Source organism: Acidovorax sp. 94 (assembly GCF_003634645.1).
Classification (GTDB): Bacteria; Pseudomonadota; Gammaproteobacteria; order Burkholderiales; family Burkholderiaceae_C; genus Acidovorax; species Acidovorax facilis.
Genome location: NZ_RBJA01000001.1, coordinates 2,833,478 through 2,856,106 on the forward strand (window position 1 = coordinate 2,833,478; position 22,629 = coordinate 2,856,106).

Sequence of the window (22,629 nt, forward strand, 5' to 3'; positions counted from 1 at the left end):
TTGCCCTTCTTGGCAAACAAACGACATCAGCCCAGCGTGGCAAGCTGCGCCTCCGAGCCTGCAAACCAGTTCTGGTCCACGGCACCCATCACACCCGCCACCGGGCTGCCGCCATTGGAGGAGCCATCGCTGTACTGCCAGAACGTCCAGGACGACCAGGGCGGTGGCACGTGCGGGTAGGCCGAATACGCGGCCAGCCACAGCGGGCGGGAGGCCAGCACCTGGCAACCGGCCAGCGCCTGAAGCGCCTGCCAGAAGCCCGTGTCGGTGTAGACCATGGTCTGGCGCCCGAACAGCGCATCGGCCTCAGACAGGAATGCCAGGGCCCACTGCAGGACTTCGGCGGGGCTTTGCCCATCCAGGGTTTCCAGATCCAGCACCGGCGGCAAGTCCCCGGGCCCGAGCGTTCCATCGGCGCTGACCGTGTTGTAGAAAAACTGTGCCTGGGCGACGGCATCGCTGCCAGCATGGCCGAAGTGGTAGGCGCCTCTGCGCAATCCTGCGGCGGCGCTGCCGGACCAATTGGCACGGAAAAGCGGGTCCACATAGGCGATGCCTTCGGTGGCCTTGATGAAGGAAAAGGCCACGTTGCTGCCAGCCACGCTGGGCCAGTTGACGTTGCCTTGGTAGTGACTGACGTCGATGCCACGGGTTTGGACTGTCATGGCGTCACACCACGCGGTTGAGCATGTCGACCTGGGTCTGCAACAGACCATCAATGCGGATCGTCGTGGTCAGCGGCTGGCCTTCATCCCACATAACGCCGCAGTTGTATTGCAGGGTGTTGGGGTTCAGGACGCTGCCGTTGACCTTTTGCTGGTAGGTCGTGTCCCCACCGCCTGCCCCCTGAATGCCAATGCCCCAATGGCACCAGCCGTACCAGCTCGGCGACTTCATGACCATGGTGTAGACCGCTGAGCCGTTGTCGGGCAACACCGTATGCCCATTGAGTTCTGCCGTGAGCTTCATCAGGGCAGAACGGCAGGCGTCCTGCGCTGCCACATTGCCACCCAGTGCGTTGGCAAAATTGGCGGCCAGTGTGGTGTGATACGGCATCGTCTGCGGAAAAATCACATCGGTGACCGCAAAAAAATCCGCACTCAGACCGGTGGGAACACGCTCGGCATTGAACACGAAGGCGCCGTTGTCCGAGGTATAGATGGTGGTGGCTGCGTAGGGGTCATCAGCATTCACGTATTCGCCATTCAACGCCCAACCCCAGCAGGCGGCGTTCACAAAGGGCGCCTGCTGCGAGGTCGGCACCGTGGCACCGTTGCGAGGATGCGGCCCGCCAGCGGGAGCCAACAGATTGCGTTGTGGATCAGACAGGTAAGGCATGGTTTCTCCGTCAATGGATCGGTGCGGATGGCAAGCGCATCTCGCTCGATACATTGTGGAGACCCTTTTCTCGCTTGGCGATTACAGCCCATTACACGCCATCACAGGTACTGACCCACCGCTCTGTACACCAGTCTGCCGCCAGCCTGGGAGCAGATTCTTTGCACCGTCGTGCCGCTGCAGTCAAACCCAAAACTGCCGGCCCTGCAAACAGCGGGGTCAAAAATCAGGTGAATGGCTGGGCTGCGCGATGCCTGGCAACGGGGCGACACGCCGTTGATATCCCGCGCAATTGCAAGCAGAACGTTAACTACCAGATTTGGTAGTTGCGTGGGGAGGACAGCGCCAACACACTCATTGGGCTGCATCGGGAATTCTTGGCGAACGCCCGGACAGGAAACCCGCGTCCGCTGCACAGCGGCATGCCACGGGCTGCGAGGCATCACATTCAGCCATGCGCGGGGCCAAAGGAAACCGCGCCGCAAGGTGTGACGAAGAAAAAATGAGGGACTGACTGATGGCAATCCTGAAAAACCGCGCAACACAGCGCAAGATCCATTTACGAACACTTCACGTGTTTGGGCGAGGCCGTTCCTCGGACACCTTGCTGGAAAACCCGGATGCCTCGCAACTGCATGCATCGATCCGCTGGACAGGCAGCACCTGGGAACTGCACGACCACAGCCGCAACGGAACCCTGCTCGATGGCGAGCTGCTGTCCCATAGCGGAGCCTTTGCACTCCGCGTGGGAAGCACCATCGGCTTCGGGCGTGACGACGGCTCTGGCTGGGTTGTGGAAGACCTTGCAGCCCCCGCCAATCTGCTCTGGCCGCTGGGGCACGACAGCGCTCCCGTGCCACTGGAGCGGTCCAACCTGCTGCCCCAGGGCCAGCATGCCGAAGTGTCCATCCACTGCGCCGAGCAAGGCCGGTGGATATGCACCACGCCCCAGGGCAGCTGGGTGCTGGAGGACGGCGACGAGGTCCGATTTTCCAACCAGGCCTGGTGCTTCCTTGCGGCGCAGGAGGTCACATCGACCATGGAGGCCATGGTTGGCGCAGCGCCGTGTATTCGTCCACGCACGAGCCTGCATTTCAACGTCAGCCTGGATGAGGAACATGTGCGCCTGCAGGTGCAGGAGGGAGAGCGGCAGTTCGACCTGGGCGAGCGCACCCACCACTACGCACTGCTGACGCTGGCACGTTTGCGATGGGCCGATGCGCAGCGCCACCGGGACAGCCAGGCCCATGGCTGGGTCGAGCTGGAGCGCCTGGCGAAGATGCTGGGTGTGGAGCCCGGGCACCTCAACATCCAGATCTTCCGCATGCGCAAGCAACTTGCACTGGCCATGCCCGGCGACTCCCATGTCCCCGAGCTGATCGAAAGGCGCCGTGGCTCATTGCGCTTTGGTTGCCTGCGTTTCAGCATCACACGGGGTACACAGCGGGAAGCCGATTTCGACCCCTTGGCCCTGATCAGCCCCATCCACGCTGAAGAGTCGCTTGCGGCCTGAGCCTGCCCCCCATCGCAATGACACGAGTGCCCACGCACGGTTTTCCCGTGGGTGTGCCGGGCTATCAATCGTTGGGTTTGCTGGGCCAGGGCGCATCGGGCCAGGTTTTCAAGGCCCGGCAGCGCAGCACCGGCCAGTTCGTGGCCATCAAGATTCCGAGCACCCCAGCCGCGCGCGATCCCGCCAACCGGCGGCGTGTGCAGCAGCGGCTGCACCAGGAAACCCGGGTGCTGTCTTTGTTGCACCACATCCATGTGGTCCGGCTCATCGATAAAGGCCTGGCCCAGGAGGGCGTGCCGTTTGCCGTGCTGGAGTACGTGACTGGCGAAACGCTGCGCGAATTCCTGCAGCGCCAGGGCCGGCTCTCATTGCCGGACACGGTGGGGCTGATGGCGCAGCTGCTCGATGCCCTGGCTTTCCTGCATGCCCACCATATCGTGCACCGCGACCTGAAGCCAGAGAACGTGATGGTGATCTCCAGCGGCACCACCTTGCACGCCAAGGTGCTGGACTTTGGGCTTGCCAGCCACCACGGAGAACCCCAGTTCACCGCGGGAGCCGAGGGCACGCCCGCCTACTGCGCACCCGAACAGCTGCGCGGCGAGGTGTGCGGGCCCGCCACCGACATCTATGCCTGGGCCTTGATGTTCGTGGAGTGCCTGAGCGCACGACAGAGCATCCAGGGCGCCAGCCTGACAGAGGTGCTGCAGCGCCAGCTGAGCACAGATATCGTCGCCTTGCCAGAGGAACTAGAGGGCAGTCCGCTGGCCGCGCTGCTCCAGCGGGCCTTGCAAAAGGACGTGCGCCGGCGTACCGCCGATGCCGCGCAACTGTACGGTGACCTTGCCCAGTGCGCGGCGCAGGTGCGCCAGCTTCGCCCACCCAGCCATGCAGCAGGGCCAAGCCCTGCAGATCCGTCCACATCCGGCCAGGCGCAGCAGGCCACCATGGATTCGCTGGAACGTCCCAGGTCGCAGAACGTCGATGCTCCTTCGCGCGCCATCCTGTGCCTGACCCTGCGCCTGTACCCCGCCCGCGATGCTTCCCTGGCCCTGTCCGACCTGCAGGAGATTCGCGAGCAGCAGCTGCGCTGGTGCGCCAACGCCGTGCAGTCGGGCCAGGGCCATGGCGCGGGGACGCTGGGAGGCTGCATGCTGTTCCACTTCGAGCAGGGCCCCAGCAGCGCACAGAACCTGCAGCAGGCAGCAGCCTTGGCACAGGACCTGTGCATCCGGGTGCAACGAAGAAGCCGCATGCTGGAGGTGCAGCATGGCGTGCGCCTGGAAATATCAGGGAGCATGCACACGGCCACCCTGCAAGCCCACGGTGAGCCGTTGGACAGCCACCACGCGGCCAACGTGACGCTGCACCTGAACAGCCTGGCAGGCCCCGGAACCGTTCTGCTGAGCCACCGCGCGCACCATGAGCTGGCTGGCAGCGTGAAAATGGAGGCCTACGCCAGCACCAGCAAGACCCACCCGCCGGAACCCGAGCCGGTGTACCGGCTGGCACCCGTCACCCTCCAGTAGGCCTGAACAGAGTCAGCGAATGAGCCTCTCGACGTGCTCCACCGGGTAACTGTGCCAGCGCCGGTTCCATGTGTCTTTGGGGCTGGTGTTGCGGTCGTGGACGCGGGCCACATACAGGTGCTGGTCCGGGTTGGTGGCAATGCGCTTGTCCCGCACCGACCAGACAAAAGCGTTGTCCTCCCCCACATCGATATCGGCGAACGGCGCACTGCGCCAGAACTCGCGCAGGTAACACAGCGTGCCCCCACACACCCAGGGTGTGCGCCCGTCATACACATACTGCCAGGCCCGGCGCGCGTCTGGCGCATAGAAGAACACCTTGTCCAGGCCGCAGATGTCGGCCCCCTGGCCGCGCAAGGCCTTGACCTGCGAACTGAGCCAGGTGGGCGCCATCCAGTCGTCGTCGTCCCAGTGTGCAATCACCTCGCCGCGCGCCAACTCGCAGGCCATGTTGCGCTTGGCACCAAGGGTGGATTTGCGGTCCAGGCGCAGGTATCGGATGCTGCCGTGCGATGGGATCAGATCGGCGACGCTGTCGCGCCCGTCGTCCAGCACGATCAGTTCGCGGGGCTCATAGTCCTGCGCCAGAAAGTTCCGAATGGCCTGGGGCACAAACTCACGCCGGTCTGCGGTGGGCATGATGCACGACACCAGCGGCATCGCGGGCGTCGGCGAGCCCTCTGTGCCAACAGCGCCAACAGTGTCGCCTGTGCCACCGGGGGCGGCAGGAAAGTAGAAATCGCGATCATCGTCCGACAGGCATACCGGTGCAGGCACCAGGGTCCAGGCGGCCTGCTGCAGGTAATGGCCTTCCTTGAACTTCCAGGTGTTTCCATCGTGGCGCACATAGATGCACAGCGAACGCCCCGAGATGCGGCACAGCCGCGCACCGCCCCGCAGGGCCTTCACCAGGAAATCCGCATCCTCCCGCAGCGAGGTATCGGGATACCGCCCATGATGCTCCCACAGGCTGCGCCTGAAAACCAAAGTGCCGCCGCTCACGTTTTCTACAAACAACCGGCGAAACAGTGCCCGGCTGCTGGCCCAGAACTCGGCCAGCGGCCGGGCCATAAACAGCATGTCGTTGAGCCCGGTGACATCCGCCAGGTTGTGCAAAATGGGCGCGGCCTGGCGGCTCAGGCGCTGCGCGCCATACCAGTCGTCATCGTCCCAATGCGCGATCAGTTCGCCCCACGCCACGCGGACCGCTTCATTGCGCTTGGCGCCGATGCTGGTGCGGGCCGGCATTCGGATGCAGCGGATGCGCGGGTCATCAATGCCAGCAGGGAGGTCGGACTCATCCTCGTAGACGATGATGAGTTCCAGCGCGGGATAGTCTTGCCGCTGGAAGTAGCGGATCGACTGCGCAACAAAGGCCGCCCGCCCCCGCGTGGGCATGACACAGCTCAGCAAAGGTGATGCGGTGGCCGCAGGCACCTGCGGTGCGGGCGCCACATTGCCAGGCAGTGGCACGAAGATGCGCATCAGCTCGGGCACGGCAAAGTAGCGGCAATCGTCTCCCACGCAGTGGCCGTGGTAGGGCGGCGCCTGCGGGTGGCTCTCGCGGCGCCAGGCACAGAACCGGTCCTGGTACAGCCGTTTGTTCGCCTCCAGCAGTCCATCGTGGACAGGTGCCAGCACCGCGCAGCGGGGCGCACGGTGCACAAAGGCGCCCTGCACCCAGACACCCAGGAAGCCGGCGCGGGCGGCGCGCACGTTGTAGTCCATCTCCCAACAAGGACCCTGCGTGTACGCCGTGTCCGCTGCGCCAATGGCGGCCACCACCTCGTTCTTCACCGTATAGCAGAAGTCCGCCAGGCTATGCAGAGGCGCCAGGGGTACCCAGGCATTGCCATAGCGCGCCAGCAAGGCATCCGCTTGGTCCCACAGCGCTTCCTGGGTGCTGCCACAGTTTGGTGCCACGGCCTGTTCATTCCACCCCCGGTTGGTGGAGGGGCCCGCCAAGCCATGGCTGGCGTCGCTGTCCAGCGCGGCCAAGAGCAGCTCCAGCCAGCCGGGGCAGACCCGCACGCCGTTTTCCAGAAACACATAGATGTCGGCAGGCTCGCTCACCAGCTGGTTGAAGCAGGCAGCGGCCCCCGGCTGCGCCGGGCTGGGCCGCTGCACCATAGACACAGGGGCAAGCCGCAACTGCAGCAAACCCGGGGCCCGGGATGCGGCGGCACTGTCCGGCAATATCCGCAGCCCGAAGGGCAGCGGCGTGTTCTCGAAAACACTGGACAGCGTGGCGGCCAAGCCTTCGCCCGCCCCTGTCACATGCACCCCAATCAGGATCTGGCGATCTGGTGCAGCAGTCATTCACCACTCCTCACTGGTCGCCACCAAACCGGCTCCGAGCAGCGCTTCCAGCTTGCGCCAGGGGCTGCCAGGGGCTTCGTCGCCCCAGTCATGCACCGCGTCCGCCAGTTCTTCGAGCGCAACGGCCTTGGTGTCGGCAGCCGCATAAAAGCGCGGGTAACACAGCAGCAGCTCTTCGATGCAGGCCCGCACCAAGGACTCGCGCCGGGCGATTTCCGGAGCATGGAAAGACACACAAAGGGTGGGCGGGCCCCAACGCCACAGGCGGCGCCAGAGGCCGGGGATCACAGCGTATTCGCCACCCTCTATGTCCATCTTGATGAAATTGCAGTCCTTCCCGGCATACATGTCCAGAAAGTGCTCCATGTCTACACCCCGCGCCTCGTGGCAGGGCTGGCCAGGCACATCCGGCGCGGCCAACATGCCCGACATGCTGTCCCCGAACTCACTGTGCCCAGCGTAGTAAAGGCCACCGGCATAGAGATGCAGCGGACCGGACTCGGGGCCAATGCCGAAGGAGTACAGATGGATTTTTTTGCACAGCCCAGGGTTGGCTTGCACGTTGCGGCCCAGCTCTGCAAAGGCGACCGGGTCAGGCTCCAGGGCATGCACGCTGCGCGACAGCGTCGCGCCATAGAGCACCGTAGGGCCGATCCAGGCGCCCAGGTCAATGTAGGAGCGGTCTGGTTGCAGGAAGCGCCGGAAGACCTCGAAAGTTTGCGGCTCCCACGCGCCGGCCTGCACCCGGTGCCAGAACGCGCACCGGGCCGCATTGGCGCGCACCAGGAAGGCCTGCGGGCCCACCGACACGCTCAGTGCATGCAGTGCGCTCTCGGCGCCAGGGTCACAGGTTGTCATTGGCCAGGCCATCCGTGTCCGTGGACTGCCAGATGGTGAACGGCGCGGGGCCGTCATACGTGGCACTGAACTCAAAGGCATTGCCTTCAAAGATGAATCCGGGCACGTTGATCTTGCACCACACGGCACCAGCGTAGGGGCTGCTGCCCGCCGCCAAGGTCATCTGGATGCGCACATCCTGCTTCCACGAGTCCTGCGTCTGCAGCGAAAGCGGCAGGAAATAGTTGTTCCCGTAGAAGTTGGCCTTCTTGCTGCGTATTTCGCACACCAGCGTCACGAAATTGCCACTGCTGTTGTAGACCAGCTGGAAGATGAAACGGTAGTCGGGGCTGGCGGGCCACTCGAGGCATACGGTGTTGCCCACCACCACCTGCTGTGCAGGCAAGGCCTGTGCCGGATAGATATTGACCACGCCCGGTCCCCTGGCGTACAGGGCACTGAGAGCAACATCCTCCACCGGCGAGGTGCTTTGCAGCGCGACATCGGCATCGCTGACCGGCGCACTGCAAAGCATGGGCACATTGGCCAGCGGTGGCACCTGCTGCACTAGGTTGGAGTGGCTTGCCGCGCCCGATCCATCGCAATTGAAGACATAGCCGCCCGCCTGCGTGATCACGCTCGGCGCCTGGATGCCCATGCCACACGATGGCACCACCTGCAGCTGAATCAGCTTCTGGCCCGGCAATTGCGGCGACCTCTGTAGTCGGCGCACCGTGCCGCTGTGGTCCAGGCAGACTTCCAGCCCCCAGGTGATGCCTGCCAACTCGAACACGCCGGCACCGTCATAGTTGACCTCTTGCTGCTCACGTCCCAGCCCACCGCCGGTCGATGCAGGCCAGTATTCCACGTCGCCCAGCAACAGGCCGCCCGGATTCACGGCAGTGGCGATGAAATCAACCCCCGACATCAACTCCTTCATCACCATCCGCGCCCCCGCGTCGCCATGTGACGCTACGCCCCCTTGCTGCACCAGCGCAAAGTTGTAGATCTCGGTGCTCGCGAGTGGGTCGATGTCGTAGGGTGGCGTCTGCTGGGTGGCCGACGACGCGCCCAAAATGGTGCCAAACACGAACACCCAGTCCACCCACTGGTCATCGGCCGCCATGCGCTGCAGCGCGATGATGGCGAGCTGGACATCATCCATCTGGTAAGCCCCGGAGGCACCTCGAAAAAAGAACTCGGGGGCCATGAAGACCTTCAGGGTTTCCCCCTCGGGTGTCGGTGGAGACGCCTGCGGCAGCGCATCCCGGGCCGCCTGCATGGCGCGCAACATCACATCGCAGCGCGCCTCAATGTCGAGCTTGGGATCGTTCAACCCCAGATAGGTCTTGGATCCGTCGGGGTTCACCTGGGGCGCCGTGTCGAGCACGTAGCCGATGAATTGGACGTTGGTGTATGCCATGCAATTTTCTCCTTGGAAAGGGTTCTGGGGACACGTGCGCGGTCATCTCAAAAGCGGGAGCAGTCCGTAGGTGAACTTGATGAGGTAGTTGACGTACACATTGAGGGGGCGCGTCTCGTTCGGGCTCACCTGCACCGCCTGCGCCTGGCCCGTGCCCGCAACCGGACCACCCGTGGTCAGCGTGCTGGCGACGCTGGGCGCGCCTGCTGCAGTTCCACTGGGGGACGTGGCCGAAGGGGCTGGTGCGCTGCTGTAGGTGTGCTCATGCGTCTGTACGGCAAACGGCTGGATGGAACCCACACCATCGCTCGCACCCTGGCCCCCAGGCGGCTGGCTGCGTTGGCCGATGTCGGGGTCGTTGCGGGTGCCCGTGCCAATACCGCGAAGGAAGTAACCACGGTAGTCGGGGATGTTGAAGTTGTCGTCAGCACCGCCATACACGTAGCCCAGCACGGCAAACAGTTCGGGGTAGTCCACACAGGGCAACGATCGGCCATCGCAAACCATCCATCCCCACGCCTCAAGGGGGTTGGTGGTGTATGCGGCTGGGCTCACCGCAGCAGCAGGGCTCGCGCTGTCGGGCGGCCCCAACGTGCCCGCAAACGCCGTCACCGAACCCACGGGGAGGTCGCCAAAAGCTGGCCGACAGAAGAAGGGGATGGCTGCCCCCGGTACCACAATCATGGTGCAGCCCCCCCAAGGGCGGGCAGGTCCGCACCCCCTTCGCCGCCCGGCGCATCCAGCACCTGCATGGAGGTAGGCACCACCACCTGCCAGCACGGCCCCAGGCGGTGCGCAGGACTCTGTTGCCGGGGCCCTGCATGCTTGAGGTCGTTGACCAGTGCGATGTCGTCCGGATTGACGGGGGCAAGCCGATCCGGGGCGCTCCAGAGCATGCCCGCCGAATAAAAATACAGAAAGGCCAGGACATGCGCTGGCTGCACGGGCAGCAGCACGCGCGCCTGACCAGCCTGCAAGAAACTGGCGAACAAGGCATCGTCGTCGGCCGCAAGGCTCCCCAGCTCCGGCACCCCGCCCGCAGCGCCCAGGCCAGGGCTGGCATAGAAGCTGTAGGCCATTTCATTCCACTCCAGCACTTCGTCGAAGAACTGCAGATAGCGGGGCTCATTGACCATGAATTGCGATGGCGGAGACCCCCACGCGGCACCTGCGGACATGCCAGTCAGGGTCAGCAGGCGTTCCAGCAACAGGCGCAGACAGGCATTCTTCAACTCACGCTGCTCGATCTGCCGACGGGCCAGCGGCGAACAGGCCGGTGCGGGAGACGATGGCGCGCCGCCTTGGGCGCGGCCATGGTATGCCGCCATCCGCTCCTGATAGCCACGCACGATGCTGGCGTAGGTACGGATGCGCCACTGGTCCATGCACCGACTGGAAGGCGCGCAGCCGATCTCCACGTTGACCTGCAACGGTTGGTCGCCGGGTGGCGAGAAGCCGGGTGGATAGTCCATCACGGACACCGGCACGGTTTCGTCCTCTCCGTGAAGCGCCACGGGACTGGCCGCAGCGCCAGGGGTCACGGTTTGCCGCCCCACCAGCACGACAGGCGCCTGTTGGCCAGGGGACGCTCCTACCCAGCTGACAAAGGCCTGGGTAGCGCCGTACCCTGCGGGAACGGCGATCTGCTTTTCTTCACCGTTGCGCAGTGTGGCCGAGGCGAAGCGCTCTGCCAGCGGGGGCGGATCCAGATCCAGCACGCCGTAGTAGGCCCCGAGCCGTGCGTAGTTGCGAGGGCCGTCCACCTTGATGTCCTCGAAGGTGGCCACTCCCATTTGCAGCGGAGACAGCGGCTTGGCGAAGTCCTGCCCCGCCAGCGCCTGCTCCTGCGCAATGAAGCCCGCTGCGGGCTGGCACACCATGAACTCCATCATCAACCGCTGGCCGTAGTTCACAACGCACGCCTCGTACACCTTGTTCACCCAGCGGAACACGGCGCGCATGCTCCGGGTGCCCGCGGTGTTGTCGATCAGGCTGACTACCGCATCTTCGGTCTGGCTCATCGTGCTGCTGGAGCGCGTGTGGCTGACACTGCGGCTGATGCGATTGACTGTCTTGTTCAGAATGTCGCGCGCAAAGCGGGTGGTGTCGTCCAGCCCCGGGTTGGCGCCTTGCTGCACGGCCTTGGTCCAGGAACCATCCAGGGTGGCCTGCGTGGGAGGGCCGTAGCTGCTGGTGAACTTGTTGTACTGGTGGGTCTCGGTCGCCTCGGCCACGGTCTTGCGAGACTCTTCCTGGAGATTGCTGCGTTCGTCCGCTGCATCGTTCTGCAGGACCTGCATCTCGGCCAGGGTCTGCTTTTGCTCATCCTTTTGCCGGTGGGTGCGTTTGTGCGTGACCTCCCGGCGCTCACCGCGCATCACGTTTTCTATGCGTGCGATCTCTCCGCTTTGGTAGCGCAGAAGGCGCTGGCGCACCATCTGCAAGTCGCCAATGGCATAGGGCTCGATCCAACCGTCGGGGGCCACGGGCGGAGATCTTTCTGCAGTGCGGGCCGGGGGCAAAGGAAAAACCTGGGCCGGCAGCACCACGGTGGCCTCGCGCAGCAATGCAATTTGGGAGGCACTGATGGGGGCCGGCTGCAAGGGCGCTGGCGTCTCTGATGCGGCGCCGACTGCCGCCATGCCCTGAGATTGGGGCTGCAATGCCACCGCGATCAGATGGGCCATCTGCAAGGTGCGGGTCAACCCATCCAGCAAGGCAGCGTCATACCCCAGGGTGATGACCAGGGCGAAGTAACTCTGCCAGACCCTGTCCAAGGTCTGCAGGTAGTTTCCAGACTCCAAACAGCTCCAGGTCAGGGCGTACCGCTGCAGCAACTGCGTGACTTCCGCACGGGCGGTCGCCAGCCACTCAAACGGCTTGTCATGGGGCGAGGGCAGTTGCTCCAGCAAGGACGCAAACTGGCCCATGGGCCCGGGAAGGCGGTCCAGGTCTCCGATGAAGAGTCCCTGGTAAGGGGCATCTCCGTCAATGAACCGCAGCGCCAGTGACTGCACGGCTTCACGGCCTTGGGCGCGTGCCGCTACCAGGTCCTCAAAGAAACTGCAGCAAGGAGGGCTGGCACTGGCGTACTGGACAAAGCCATGCAAAAGATCCGAGGATGAGATCTTGGGCCAGCGGCGCACGTACACGTAAGGAAACAGCTCCTCCGGATGGCTATTGATGACAGGCAGAGGCTCGACGGGATCGACCGGCGGGGCTGGCGGCACCGGCGTGGGAACAGGCGGCAATGGACTGGGAGGCTGGGGGGGCGGAAGGGGCCCACGCATGGGGCACGCTGCCATAAGGCCTTCAAAGTGGTGGTCATCCGCCTGCCCCCGCATTCCATAGTGGATGTCGGCAAAGATGGCCGTATTGGGGACGCCGTCGATGTGCACCGGCGTTTTCTGCTGCAGGTAGCCCGACACATAGCAGCCCGAGGAGAATCTGAATTCAAACGGCTGTGCGGGCCAGTGTCTGGTGACGGTGACCCGCTGGCGCTCCGACTCCCCCGAACTGCAGGAAACGCTGACACAGGAAGGGACATCGTCGTGGGGTGCACGGTTGATGGTGATGTCGAAGATCAGGCAGCCATCCATGGCGCTCCATCTTCTTTGGACCATTTCGTTCACGGCATGCTTCCTGGGTGGACGGGGAGAGCTGCGGAGCATCGGCGCGGGGGCGCTGAACAGCCCCCCGCACCGACGCACCGCTTCAGCACATCACAATGTTTTCGAGGTTGAACGCGAACGGCGTCGAGTTGGCGCCAGGGCCGCCACCCGTCATCACAATGTCCGCGCTGGCAATGCCCAGGAGGGACAGCTCGGTGTTGATGTTGGAGATGATGGCCGAGTTCATGACCTGGCCCTGCACGACCTGGGAGGCCACACCAATCCAGATGGTGGGTTTGAACTCAAACACCGCTTTTTGCTGGGGCGCGATCGAGGTCTTGATGGCCAGGAGCTTCCCGTCCTTGTAGCAACTGGCGTTGATCGCCCCCTTGGGCAGCGCGTTGAGCACCTGCACTTCCTTGGAACTGGTGCCGCTGCCTGCGCGCACGAGCCGGTCGCCAGACGTGGTCAAGGACATCTGGAACAGTTCGCCGTTCTGGGCATCCAGCTGGGGCGTGTAGTTGCCGTAGCTGTCACTGGCCCCCACCTGCATGCCCATGGGAAACGTGAACGGATGGTTGTCGCCCTGGCCACAGTACTTGATGACCTGCCAGGCCACCGACAGCTCGTCGAAATTGGTGGCGACATTCTTCTGGAATATCACGACCTCCGAGTTGTTCGTGTCGTTGGAGTTGTTGATGAAGTTGAGTTGAACGCCCATGAGTTTCTCCTGTTGGTGAAAGTGGTGGCAACACGCCATGCGTTGCCCGTTTGCCCCCCGGCCTTGAAGCCCGAAAAGCGAACTCTGTGGATGCGGACCTGCCCGGATGGTCAGATCTGCACGATGTTTTCAAGATTGAATTCGTAGGGGGTGGAGCCCTCGCCTGGCCCACCGCCCGACATCACGATGTCTGCGCTGGCGATGCCCAATAACGACAGCTCGGTATTGGCATTGCTCATGACAGCAGAGCTGATGGCCGAGCCCTGCGCAACCTGGGACGCCACGCCAATCCACAGCACCGGCTGGTATTGAAAAACTGCCTTTTGGCCCGGTGTGACGGCAGTTTTCATGCCCACCATCCGACCATCTCTGAAGACGCAGATATTGACCGCGCCCTGGCCCAGGTCGTTGAGCACATCGATTTCAGAGGATGCGCTGGCCAGCCCTGCACGCCGCAGGCGCCGTCCCCCCGATGCGGTGGACTCCAGCCGGAGCATCTGGCCGTTCTCTGCGGCCATGCGGGGTGAAAAATTGCCGTACTCATCGGCAACACCCACCTCGAAACCTGCCGGAAACGCAAAGGGGTGATAGCAGTCACGCCCGCAGAACCGGATCACCTTCCAGGCCATTGCCAGCGAGGCCATGCCGGTGAGCTGGTTCTTCTGATACATCACCACCTCCGACTTATTGCCGTCGCGGGACTGGTTCACAAATCGCAGCTTGATATCCATGGGGACTCCTACCTGATGTCCTGTCGCTGGGTTGCTTGGCACTGCGTTTTTGAAGCAGTGATGCGACTGTAGGCAGGCCCGCAAAGCAAAGCGATTACAGGCAATTACAGGCAGGAGCTCCACCAGACGGCGCGCGCTGGCCCCACGGCAGGCGACCGCATTTGGCGTGGAAGATAGAGAGAGGCGCTGGTGTCCCTGAAAAACTTGCTATACTCGCAGGCTTCGACACACAGGAGAGGTGGCAGAGTGGTCGAATGTACCTGACTCGAAATCAGGCGTAGTGGCAACACTACCGTGGGTTCGAATCCCACCCTCTCCGCCACTGACAAAGCCCTGATGCTATTTAATCGATAGCGCAGGGCTTTTTCTTTGGCGCATCGTGAACGGACAAGGGCGACACCACCGCCGTCCCTTGCAATCCATCCCTCAGCTTCTCTGGCGCGCGATGTGCTGGGGCCCCAGTTCGCTGCAACCCGTGGCGCCGAGCATGGCGAGGTTGCGATCGACCTCGTCGCGCAGCAGGGTGATTGCGTGGAGCACCCCCGCTTCACCGGCAACGGCGGCTGCATAGTTGAAGGGTCGGCCCACCAGAACCAGGCGCGCGCCCAGCGCAATGGCCTTGAGCACGTCGGAGCCGCGCCGAAAGCCCCCATCCACCAGCACCGGGTAACTCGGGCCCACGGCCGCGACCACGTCTTCCAGCACGCGCATGGGCGATATGGCCCCGTCGAGCTGGCGCCCCCCGTGGTTGGATAACACAACGCCATCCGCACCCGTACGCTGTGCCTGCAGCACGTCCTCCACGCTGAGCAGGCCTTTCACGACCAAGGGTCCCTTCCAGCGGCGGCGAATGGCCTCAATGTGGCGCCAGCTCAAATGGTCGCGCGCCGAGAAGTCGCGCAGGACCGTGGAAGAAACAATGGGCGCACCGCGCGTGGCGAACGAATTTTCAAAGTGCGGCATGCCGTGGCGCAGCAACGTGCGCAAAAAGGTTCCCGCCACCCAACGCGGCCGAACGAGACCATCCCATGCCAGACGCAGGCTGGGGCGCAAGGGTGTGGAGAAACCCGTGCGGATGTTGTTCTCACGGTTGGCGGAGATGGGGGTATCCACCGTGACGACGAGGGTGTGAAAACCCGCACGCTCCACGCGGTCGATGAGCGCATCAATGCGTGCCTGATCGCCAGGTAGGTAGGCCTGGAACCAGGTGCCCGGGCTGTCGCAGGCCACGTCCTCCATCGGAATCAGCGACGTACCGCTCATCACAGACGCAATGCCCATGCGCCGTGCAGCACGCGCCAGCACAAGATCGCCCCGGTAGGTGGACAGCGCATTGATGCCCATGGGCGCTATCCCGAAAGGGCTGCTGTAGCGTTCGCCAAACAGCTCGACGGATTGCGAACGTTGCGATACATCGCGCAGGATCCGCGTCACGAAGGCAAAGTCTCCAAACGCTGCGCGGTTGTCGCGCAGCGAGGCGTTGTCCTCCGCCGCACCGGCGATGTACCCGAAGATGGGCCGAGGCAGACGCCTGCGCGCGGCGTCCTCAAAGTCGTGCAGCGACAGCATGCGGCGCAATACAGCAGGCGAGCGCGGCGCGGTGGTAGACGGCGTAGCAGTGGAGACGGGCATGGCAGATGGTCATTGCGTTGAGGGATCAGCGCCACTGTAGATTTCCGTATCAGTGAATAAAAGCGGAATATTTAGAATGACTTTGTTCGCTTTTTGCCAATCTCTCTGCACATGCCACATCCCTCGGTCAAACAACTTGAAGCCTTCTGGTGGGCGGCCACCTGCGCCAATTTCGCCACGGCAGCGGAGCGGGTGCACCTGTCGGTCTCGTCGCTGTCCAAACGCATCAGCGAACTGGAATCCACGCTGGGCCAGTCGCTGTTCGACCGCAGCCGGCACCGTGCCGTGCTCACCGAGGCGGGTGAGCGCCTGCTACCGGCCGCACTGGAAGTACTCAACGCCATGGCGGCGCTGGGCCATATGCTAGGCTCCCGCGAGGAGCTTGCGGGCCGCTGCCGTTTTGGCGTGGGCGACCTCTCTGCGCTCACGTGGCTGCCCACCTTTGTGGCGGCAGTGCGGCGAACGCACCCACGCCTGGCTCTGGAACCTTGCGTGGATGTGGGCGGGGTGCTGGAGCGCCGCCTGGACGGCGGTGAACTGGACTTCGCCGTGATCGCGGGGCGCTCGTCGCGCAGCACACTGCTATCGCAGCCCGTGGGTGCCGCGCGCTTCGCCTGGGCCCTGTCACCCAGCCTGGCGGGCGCCAGCCGCCTGGGCATCAAAGCGTTGCTGCAGCAGCATCCCCTCGTCACGCTGCCGCCAGGCGCTGGCACCACGCGGCTGCTGGACGACTGGTTGCTGGCGCAAGGTGTCACCATCCGCGAGCACATCCTGTGCAACAGCCTGGGGGCCGTGGCGGGCATGCTGCGCGCAGGAGTGGGTGTGGGGTTTCTGCCCTCGGGGTGGGTGGGCCCGCTGGGTTTGCGCGCCCCGGGCGCACGCACGCCACTAGCGCCGCTGCAATACAGCTTCCAGTGGCGCCGGGGTGATGCGCGGGCACTGATCCCCGCCATGCAACGCCTGGCGCAGGCAGAGGTGGACTTTTCGGTGTCGCCTGCGCTAGGGATGTCCTGCATAACCCTCGCGAGTCGGTGGTAGTGCGGATCGGGTGGGGCCGCAAGGCGTCTTTTGGCAGCCAATAGCCGGGCTATTGGCAAGAAAAGCAACGCAGCGGACTGCCCGAGACCGCGCTATCACAGACCGCAGGGAGTTATGCAGGACATCCCTAGGGATCCTCTGCACGAATTGAGCGGCAAGTGGGCGCTGCGGATCGGGATGGGCTGCAAGGGGCAAAACGCAGCAATGGCCGTAGCTATTGCGAGCATTGGCAACGCCGCAGACCGCCCGAGGCCGCAGATGCACACGGCGCGGTGATTCGTGCAGAGGGTCCCTACGACTGGCAGTTTGAGAGCCCGGCGCGTTCCCGCAAATACGCCAGGACTTCACCGTATGCCCCTTGAAACTCAATGCGGTCAGCCCTGCTTTCGCGCTGGTAGGCGTACATGGGGTCGTAGTAACACCGCAGCAGCGCCGTGATCCAGTCGCGGTGCTGCGCAGCATCGCCCTGCGCCTTCTGCTGGACCAGGGCGCGGAGCATCGTCGCCCGCAGAAGCTGGTGACGATCTCCCCCCAGACGCTTGTGCAGTTTGTCCAGGCTTTCCAGCAGGCGGGCAGAGAAGGCGTCAAACCCCTGCACCTCGCCCTGCGCAGCACAAAACTCGGCGCACTGAGCGACCACGTAGTCCCGCAGGATGCGCTCGACCCTGGCTTCAAAGGGCTCCTCGACATACACCATCGGGGCCTGCTCCAGGCACAGCCTCAGCTCCAGCGGCACAGCGCAGCGCCCCACATGCCGGCCCTCGTCCTCGACGACGAACAGCCGCAGCCCTGCCGCGCGCTTCTTGAGGATGTCGATGGCCAGCTGGTTCTCGAAATCAATCTGCGCGGGCTGGCCGCTCACACGCTGGCCAAAGCTGGAGCCCCGGTGGTTTGCGTGCCGCTCCAGGTCAAGTCCGCTGGCCAGCTGTTCAATCAACTCAGTCTTGCCGGTGCCCGTGAGCCCGCCAAGCACCACAAACCGGCATTCCTGGGCAGCAGCCTGCGTGGTCTGCAGCAGGAAGGTGCGCATGGCCTTGTAACCACCGATCACGCGGGGGTAGTCGATGCCCGCTTCGCTCTGCAGCCACTGCTGGACGATCTGGGAGCGCAAGCCGCCGCGAAAACAATAGAGCACGCCCTGCGGATGGGCCCGTGCAAACTCAGCCCAGGCCTGGATGCGCGCCCGCTTGATGTCGCCGGACACCAGCGTGTGCCCCAGCGCAATGGCCGCCTGCTGGCCCCGCTGCTTGTAGCAGGTGCCCACCTGCTGGCGCTCGGCATCGTCCATCAAGGGTAGGTTGACCACTGCAGGGAAAGCCCCCTGGGCAAACTCCACGGGTGCACGCACATCCATCATGGGCACATCGTTCAGAAAGATGTGCCGGTAGTCGGCCAGGTTCTCCATGGTCAACCCAAAACGACAGCGAAGGCCTGTCGCGCGGTCAAGTGGCCGATGGGCGCGAGCTCCAAGCCACACCCGGCTGCCACTTGCAGAAAATCGCTCTCGCCTTCGGGTGCCACGGCAACCAACAAGCCGCCGCTGGTCTGTGGGTCGCACAACAGTTGCTTCTGCGTGTCGTCCAGCGGCGCAATCCTGGCGCCATAGCTGTCGAAGTTGCGCTGGGTGCCGCCGGGCACGCAGCCTTCGGCCAGGTAGTACTCCACGCCGCTCAGGCGCGGTACGGCGGCATAGTCAAGGACCGCCGTCAGGCCACTGCCCTCGGCCATCTCGACCAGGTGGCCCAGCAAGCCAAAGCCCGTGACATCGGTCATGGCCATGACGCCCGGCAACTTGCCAAAACGGCTGCCGGGCTGGTTGAGGGTGCACATCAAGTCGCGCGCGCGGCCTACGTCCTCGGGCAGCAGCTTGGCCTTTTTCTCTGCGGTGGTGAGGATGCCGATCCCCAGCGGCTTGGTCAGGTACAGGCGGCAGCCCGCCGTGGCGGTGTCGTTGCGCTTGAGGTGGCGTTTTTCCACCACGCCCGTCACGGCCAGCCCGAAGATGGGCTCCGGCGCATCTATCGAATGCCCGCCGGCCAGCGGAATGCCTGCAGCGTCGCACACCGCGCGTCCGCCACGTACCACCTCGCGTGCCACCTCGGGCGGCAGCACATTCACCGGCCAACCCAGGATGGCAATGGCCATCAGGGGGTCTGCACCCATGGCATAGATGTCGCTAATGGCATTGGTGGCAGCAATACGCCCGAAGTCGAACGGGTCGTCCACGATGGGCATGAAAAAGTCGGTGGTGGACACCACACCGCGTTCGTCGTCCAGCGCGTACACGGCAGCGTCGTCCCGCGACGCATTGCCCACCCACAGGCGCGGGTCCAGGTTCTGGGCGCCGCTGCCCGCCAGGATCACGTCGAGCACCTTGGGGCTGATCTTGCAGCCACAGCCTGCACCGTGGCTGTATTGGGTGAGACGGATGGGGGTGCTGGGGGAGGCGATGCCAGGAGGGGTGTCGGGAGAAGTCATGGCTGCATTGTCCCGAATCGGCGGGCTACTGCCATTGCGGGGCCGCAAAAACACCAGGGCCTGCCCACGCATTTGATTTGCGTGGGCAGGCCCTGCGGGGTGCGCCCGGCCAAAGCCGATCCGGGGCGCAACACGTGGCCGGTCAGGCCGCGGGTGTCAGCTCCGACACTCCACCCATGTAGGGGCGGAGAACGGCCGGAACCTCGACGGTTCCGTCCGCACGCTGATAGTTTTCCAGAACCGCCACCAGCGTGCGGCCCACGGCCAGGCCGGAGCCGTTCAGGGTATGCAGCAGCTCGTTCTTGCCTTGCGCGTTCTTGAAGCGGGCTTGCAGGCGGCGGGCCTGGAAGGCTTCGCAGTTGCTCACCGAGCTGATTTCGCGGTAAGTGTTCTGCGCGGGCAGCCACACTTCCAGGTCGTAGGTCTTGGCGGCGCCAAAGCCCATGTCGCCGGTGCACAGGCTCATCACGCGGTAGGGCAGGCCCAGCTTCTGCAGGACGGTCTCTGCGTGGCGAGTCATTTCTTCCAGCGCTTCGTAGCTCTTGTCGGGATGCACGATCTGCACCATCTCGACCTTGTCGAACTGGTGCTGGCGGATCATGCCACGCGTGTCGCGGCCGTAGCTGCCAGCCTCAGAACGGAAGCACGGCGTGTGGGCCGTGAGCTTGATGGGCAGGTCGGATTCGGCCACTACCACGTCGCGCACAAAGTTGGTCAGGGGTACTTCGCTGGTGGGGATCAGGTACAGCGCAGCGTTGTCCGGCACAGGCTCGCCGTCTTGGCCGCCCTTCTTGGCGGCAAACAGATCGCCTTCAAACTTGGGCAGCTGGCCGGTGCCCTTGAGGGAATCGGCATTCACCGCGTAGGGCACATAGCACTCGGTGTAGCCATGCTCCTGGGTCTGAACGTCCAGCATGAACTGGCTCAGTGCGCGATGCAGGCGGGCGATGGAGCCCTTCATGACGGTGAAGCGCGAGCCCGAGAGCTTGACGCCCATGTCGAAGTCCAGGCCCAGCGGTGTGCCCACATCCACATGGTCCTTCACTTCGAAATCGAACTTGGCGGGGGTGCCCCAGCGACGCACTTCCACGTTGCCCGCTTCGTCGCTGCCCACAGGCACGGATTCATGTGGCAGGTTGGGCACAGCGACCAGCATGGCCAGCAGCTCGGCCTGGATCTGTTCCAGGCGGGCAGCGGATTGCTCCAGTTCCACCTTGCCTGCGGCCACCTGGGCCTTGATGGCTTCGGCACCATCCTTGTCGCCCCGGCTCATCAGCATGCCGACCTGCTTGGACAGCTGGTTGCGCTGGGCCTGCAGCTCTTCGGTGCGGGTCTGGAGCGTCTTGCGTTCGGACTCCAGGGCCTGGAATGCGGAGACGTCCAGGAAGGCCTGGGGCTTTTTGCGGGTTTCCAGCCGCGCGATGGCGGTGTCGAGGTCTTTGCGGAGGAGAAGAATGTCAAGCATGGCTGGATTTTAAAGGGGTGGTCGGCCTGGGCTCAGGCAAGGATTGCCGGGTCGAAGTTGGCGCCGCAGAGAATGAGGGCCACCGTTTCCTGCGGCTGGGGCTTGTAGGCACCGATCTGCAACGCCGCCAAACCCAGCGCGGCAGCGGGCTCCACGGCCAGTTTCAACTCTTTCCACAGCCACAGCTGGGCGGCGCGGATGGCGTCGTCGGGCAGCAGCAGGGCATCGTGCACATGGCGCTGGCTGACCTCCCAGCCAATGGCGCCGATGCGGCGCGCGCCGAGGGAATCAGCGGCCACGCCACCCACGTCCACATCCACCGGCTGGCCTGCGGCGCGCGCCGCGTGCAGGGTGGGCGCAAGTTCCGGCTCCAACGCGACAACATGGGCGCGGCTCTCCACCCACGCGGCCACGCCGCCGATGAGGCCACCGCCGCCCACACTGACCAGCACCGTGTCGGGCAGGCGGTCACCCTGCTCTTCCATCTCCAGTGCCAAGGTGCCTGCACCGGCCACCACCTCGGGCTGGTCGTAGGCGTGGGCCTGCAGCGCGCCGGTGGCCTTCTGGCGGGCCACGCAGGCCTCGAAGGCTTGTGAATAGGCAGCGCCGGTGACGACCACCTCGGCGCCCAGCGCGCGCAGCCGGGCGCGCTTGGCCTCGGGCGACACCTCGGGCACAAACACCTCGCAGCGCACACCCAGCGCCTTGGCGGCAGCAGCCACGGCAATTCCGGCGTTGCCGCCTGAGGCAATGATCACGCCACTCTCGGGCACCGGGTTGGCCAGGAGGCGGTACAACATGCCGCGCGCCTTGAAGCTGCCACCCACCTGCAGGTGCTCCAGCTTGAGCCAGACCTCGGCGCAATCCACGCCCAGGGACTTGCCAGAAACGCGCATCAGCGGCGTGGTGCGCAAAAAATCAGGCTGGGTGGCCAGTTGGTGGCGGGCGGCGGCGATGGCGGCGCGGTCGATCATGCAGGGGCTCCGGTGAAGCTGGTGGGGTCAGAAGAAGGGGCAGTGTAGGGGTTGCCCGCAACATGCAGACACAACGCTGACTGCACGCGCGCCGCACAACTGCCGATAACATGGGCAGAGCAGTCCCCACCCCAACGCGGTGGTCGGCCTGCGCGCAGGAGAAAAAGCATGTTCTTTGTGTTCGGCCCGTCGGGCCAGATGTACCGGGGTGGCCCCGAAAACCTGGCGCGTATTTCTGCGGTGCGCAGCGTGCAGCGCCCGCAGGCCCTGCGCACGCGGGCCATGGACGCGCAAGATGGTCAGCCGGGGCCCATCTTCACGGCCTCGCCCCGTCCCACGGCGGCCGATGCCAGCGCTGCCGCACCTGCCGCCATCGTCAACCTGCGCATGCACGACGCCGTGAGCGCCTATGCGCAAACCGAACAAGGCCCCCAGGCCACCGCCCGCCAGCCGCTGACCAAGGTGAGCGACGTGATGACCACCGGTGGCGTGAGTGTGGCGCCCGGTATGCGCGTAAACGATGCCTGGCAGACCCTGGCCGAGAACAAGGTCGCACAGGCGCCGGTGGTGGATACGCTGGGCCGCGTGATTGGCCTGCTGCTGCGGGCCGACATGGCGCCGCTGGACCTGCTGCCCGAGCCCGGTGCCGTCAAGCAGGCCATTGACCTGGCGCGCCGCCCGGTATCCGAAGTGATGGTGAGCCCCGTGCCCACCGTGTCGCCCGACACCGAGCTGCGCCGCGTGGCCGCCGTGCTGCTGGACACGGGCCTGCCCGGCCTGCCGGTGACGGACGAGGCGGGCGTGCTGTCGGGTTTTATCTCCCGCACCGACATCCTGCGCGCGGTGGCGGCGGACCCACCGCTGGATTTGTGGAGCGGGCCTGCGATGGCGCTGTAGCGCAACCCATCCTGCACGGCGACAAAATAGGATTCAAATCAGGCCCTAGCGCTTATCTATCAAGCGCTAGCAGCTATCAATTAAGAATCAAAAACCAACAAACACCTTCCCATGAGGCGCCCG

The 22,629-nt window shown here is 64.5% G+C and carries 18 protein-coding genes and 1 tRNA gene; 5 read left to right on the plus strand and 14 right to left on the minus strand.

Translation table 11 applies throughout. The features are described 5' to 3' along the window. Positions 1–26: 26 nt before the first annotated feature. On the minus strand, positions 27–665 hold the full coding sequence (locus C8C94_RS13040; protein ID WP_121420999.1) for a glycoside hydrolase family 25 protein: 639 nt from the start codon (positions 663–665) through the stop codon (positions 27–29). Between the two features lie 4 nt (positions 666–669). Then, positions 670–1,338: a hypothetical protein gene (locus C8C94_RS13045; protein ID WP_121421000.1), complete on the minus strand. Its 669-nt coding sequence runs from the start codon at positions 1,336–1,338 to the stop codon at positions 670–672. 517 nt (positions 1,339–1,855) lie between these two features. Between C8C94_RS13045 and C8C94_RS13050 the strand changes: the two genes are divergently transcribed. Beyond that, positions 1,856–2,851: an FHA domain-containing protein gene (locus C8C94_RS13050; RefSeq protein ID WP_121421001.1), complete on the plus strand. Its 996-nt coding sequence runs from the start codon at positions 1,856–1,858 to the stop codon at positions 2,849–2,851. 17 nt (positions 2,852–2,868) lie between these two features. Further along, positions 2,869–4,380, plus strand: coding sequence for a protein kinase (locus C8C94_RS13055; protein WP_233573459.1), 1,512 nt, complete (start codon positions 2,869–2,871; stop codon positions 4,378–4,380). A gap of 12 nt (positions 4,381–4,392) precedes the next feature. Here the strand turns inward: C8C94_RS13055 and C8C94_RS13060 are convergent, their stop codons facing one another. The 7 genes from C8C94_RS13060 to C8C94_RS13090 form a co-directional block, all read right to left on the minus strand. Beyond that, the gene (locus tag C8C94_RS13060; protein WP_121421002.1) at positions 4,393–6,699 is read right to left on the minus strand and encodes a glycosyltransferase family A protein; all 2,307 of its coding nucleotides are present in this window, start codon (positions 6,697–6,699) and stop codon (positions 4,393–4,395) included. Next, positions 6,700–7,557: an FkbM family methyltransferase gene (locus tag C8C94_RS13065; protein ID WP_233573460.1), complete on the minus strand. Its 858-nt coding sequence runs from the start codon at positions 7,555–7,557 to the stop codon at positions 6,700–6,702. It lies immediately after the preceding gene. Then, positions 7,544–8,959: a hypothetical protein gene (locus C8C94_RS13070; RefSeq protein ID WP_121421004.1), complete on the minus strand. Its 1,416-nt coding sequence runs from the start codon at positions 8,957–8,959 to the stop codon at positions 7,544–7,546. Before C8C94_RS13070 ends, C8C94_RS13065 begins: the two co-directional genes overlap by 14 nt. A gap of 42 nt (positions 8,960–9,001) precedes the next feature. Then, complete coding sequence (locus C8C94_RS13075) at positions 9,002–9,643, minus strand: tail fiber protein (RefSeq protein WP_121421005.1); 642 nt, start codon at positions 9,641–9,643, stop codon at positions 9,002–9,004. Beyond that, a complete protein-coding gene (locus C8C94_RS13080; protein WP_233573596.1) occupies positions 9,640–12,582 on the minus strand; it encodes a hypothetical protein in 2,943 nt (980 codons plus the stop codon). Before C8C94_RS13080 ends, C8C94_RS13075 begins: the two co-directional genes overlap by 4 nt. A 91-nt stretch (positions 12,583–12,673) precedes the next feature. Further along, complete coding sequence (locus tag C8C94_RS13085) at positions 12,674–13,291, minus strand: hypothetical protein (RefSeq protein ID WP_121421007.1); 618 nt, start codon at positions 13,289–13,291, stop codon at positions 12,674–12,676. A 110-nt stretch (positions 13,292–13,401) separates the two neighbouring features. Further along, positions 13,402–14,022, minus strand: coding sequence for a hypothetical protein (locus C8C94_RS13090; protein WP_121421008.1), 621 nt, complete (start codon positions 14,020–14,022; stop codon positions 13,402–13,404). A gap of 232 nt (positions 14,023–14,254) precedes the next feature. On the opposite strand from C8C94_RS13090, the gene C8C94_RS13095 reads away from it, so the two are divergent. Then, positions 14,255–14,344 (plus strand) — tRNA-Ser (locus C8C94_RS13095). A gap of 104 nt (positions 14,345–14,448) precedes the next feature. Here C8C94_RS13095 and C8C94_RS13100 read toward each other — a convergent pair. Continuing rightward, positions 14,449–15,654: an alpha-hydroxy acid oxidase gene (locus tag C8C94_RS13100; RefSeq protein WP_121421009.1), complete on the minus strand. Its 1,206-nt coding sequence runs from the start codon at positions 15,652–15,654 to the stop codon at positions 14,449–14,451. A gap of 111 nt (positions 15,655–15,765) precedes the next feature. Between C8C94_RS13100 and C8C94_RS13105 the strand changes: the two genes are divergently transcribed. Beyond that, complete coding sequence (locus C8C94_RS13105; protein ID WP_121421010.1) at positions 15,766–16,692, plus strand: LysR family transcriptional regulator; 927 nt, start codon at positions 15,766–15,768, stop codon at positions 16,690–16,692. 292 nt (positions 16,693–16,984) lie between these two features. Here the strand turns inward: C8C94_RS13105 and mnmH are convergent, their stop codons facing one another. From mnmH to C8C94_RS13125, 4 genes are all read right to left on the minus strand, one after another. Next, on the minus strand, positions 16,985–18,097 hold the full coding sequence (gene mnmH, locus C8C94_RS13110; protein WP_121421011.1) for a tRNA 2-selenouridine(34) synthase MnmH: 1,113 nt from the start codon (positions 18,095–18,097) through the stop codon (positions 16,985–16,987). Positions 18,098–18,099: 2 nt separating this feature from the next. Further along, the gene (gene selD / locus C8C94_RS13115; protein ID WP_121422841.1) at positions 18,100–19,170 is read right to left on the minus strand and encodes a selenide, water dikinase SelD; all 1,071 of its coding nucleotides are present in this window, start codon (positions 19,168–19,170) and stop codon (positions 18,100–18,102) included. Between the two features lie 142 nt (positions 19,171–19,312). Further along, positions 19,313–20,635, minus strand: a complete 1,323-nt coding sequence (gene serS / locus C8C94_RS13120) for a serine--tRNA ligase (RefSeq protein WP_121421012.1) — start codon at positions 20,633–20,635, stop codon at positions 19,313–19,315. Positions 20,636–20,667: 32 nt separating this feature from the next. Continuing rightward, complete coding sequence (locus tag C8C94_RS13125; protein WP_121421013.1) at positions 20,668–21,609, minus strand: threonine/serine dehydratase; 942 nt, start codon at positions 21,607–21,609, stop codon at positions 20,668–20,670. A 168-nt stretch (positions 21,610–21,777) separates the two neighbouring features. Here C8C94_RS13125 and C8C94_RS13130 point away from each other — a divergent pair, with 168 nt between their 5' ends. Then, on the plus strand, positions 21,778–22,506 hold the full coding sequence (locus tag C8C94_RS13130; RefSeq protein ID WP_121421014.1) for an HPP family protein: 729 nt from the start codon (positions 21,778–21,780) through the stop codon (positions 22,504–22,506). The last annotated feature ends 123 nt before the right edge of the window (positions 22,507–22,629 follow it).

Excerpts from the sequence above, each read along its gene's own strand:
- C8C94_RS13040 (WP_121420999.1), bottom strand. The coding sequence starts at position 665 with ATGACAGTCCAAACCCGTGGCATCGACGTCAGTCACTACCAAGGCAAC.
- C8C94_RS13045 (WP_121421000.1), bottom strand. The coding sequence starts at position 1,338 with ATGCCTTACCTGTCTGATCCACAACGCAATCTGTTGGCTCCCGCTGGC.
- C8C94_RS13050 (WP_121421001.1), top strand. The coding sequence starts at position 1,856 with ATGGCAATCCTGAAAAACCGCGCAACACAGCGCAAGATCCATTTACGA.
- C8C94_RS13055 (WP_233573459.1), top strand. The coding sequence starts at position 2,869 with ATGACACGAGTGCCCACGCACGGTTTTCCCGTGGGTGTGCCGGGCTAT.
- C8C94_RS13060 (WP_121421002.1), bottom strand. The coding sequence starts at position 6,699 with ATGACTGCTGCACCAGATCGCCAGATCCTGATTGGGGTGCATGTGACA.
- C8C94_RS13065 (WP_233573460.1), bottom strand. The coding sequence starts at position 7,557 with ATGACAACCTGTGACCCTGGCGCCGAGAGCGCACTGCATGCACTGAGC.
- C8C94_RS13070 (WP_121421004.1), bottom strand. The coding sequence starts at position 8,959 with ATGGCATACACCAACGTCCAATTCATCGGCTACGTGCTCGACACGGCG.
- C8C94_RS13075 (WP_121421005.1), bottom strand. The coding sequence starts at position 9,643 with ATGATTGTGGTACCGGGGGCAGCCATCCCCTTCTTCTGTCGGCCAGCT.
- C8C94_RS13080 (WP_233573596.1), bottom strand. The coding sequence starts at position 12,582 with ATGGTCCAAAGAAGATGGAGCGCCATGGATGGCTGCCTGATCTTCGAC.
- C8C94_RS13085 (WP_121421007.1), bottom strand. The coding sequence starts at position 13,291 with ATGGGCGTTCAACTCAACTTCATCAACAACTCCAACGACACGAACAAC.
- C8C94_RS13090 (WP_121421008.1), bottom strand. The coding sequence starts at position 14,022 with ATGGATATCAAGCTGCGATTTGTGAACCAGTCCCGCGACGGCAATAAG.
- C8C94_RS13100 (WP_121421009.1), bottom strand. The coding sequence starts at position 15,654 with ATGCCCGTCTCCACTGCTACGCCGTCTACCACCGCGCCGCGCTCGCCT.
- C8C94_RS13105 (WP_121421010.1), top strand. The coding sequence starts at position 15,766 with ATGCCACATCCCTCGGTCAAACAACTTGAAGCCTTCTGGTGGGCGGCC.
- mnmH (WP_121421011.1), bottom strand. The coding sequence starts at position 18,097 with ATGGAGAACCTGGCCGACTACCGGCACATCTTTCTGAACGATGTGCCC.
- selD (WP_121422841.1), bottom strand. The coding sequence starts at position 19,170 with ATGACTTCTCCCGACACCCCTCCTGGCATCGCCTCCCCCAGCACCCCC.
- serS (WP_121421012.1), bottom strand. The coding sequence starts at position 20,635 with ATGCTTGACATTCTTCTCCTCCGCAAAGACCTCGACACCGCCATCGCG.
- C8C94_RS13125 (WP_121421013.1), bottom strand. The coding sequence starts at position 21,609 with ATGATCGACCGCGCCGCCATCGCCGCCGCCCGCCACCAACTGGCCACC.
- C8C94_RS13130 (WP_121421014.1), top strand. The coding sequence starts at position 21,778 with ATGTTCTTTGTGTTCGGCCCGTCGGGCCAGATGTACCGGGGTGGCCCC.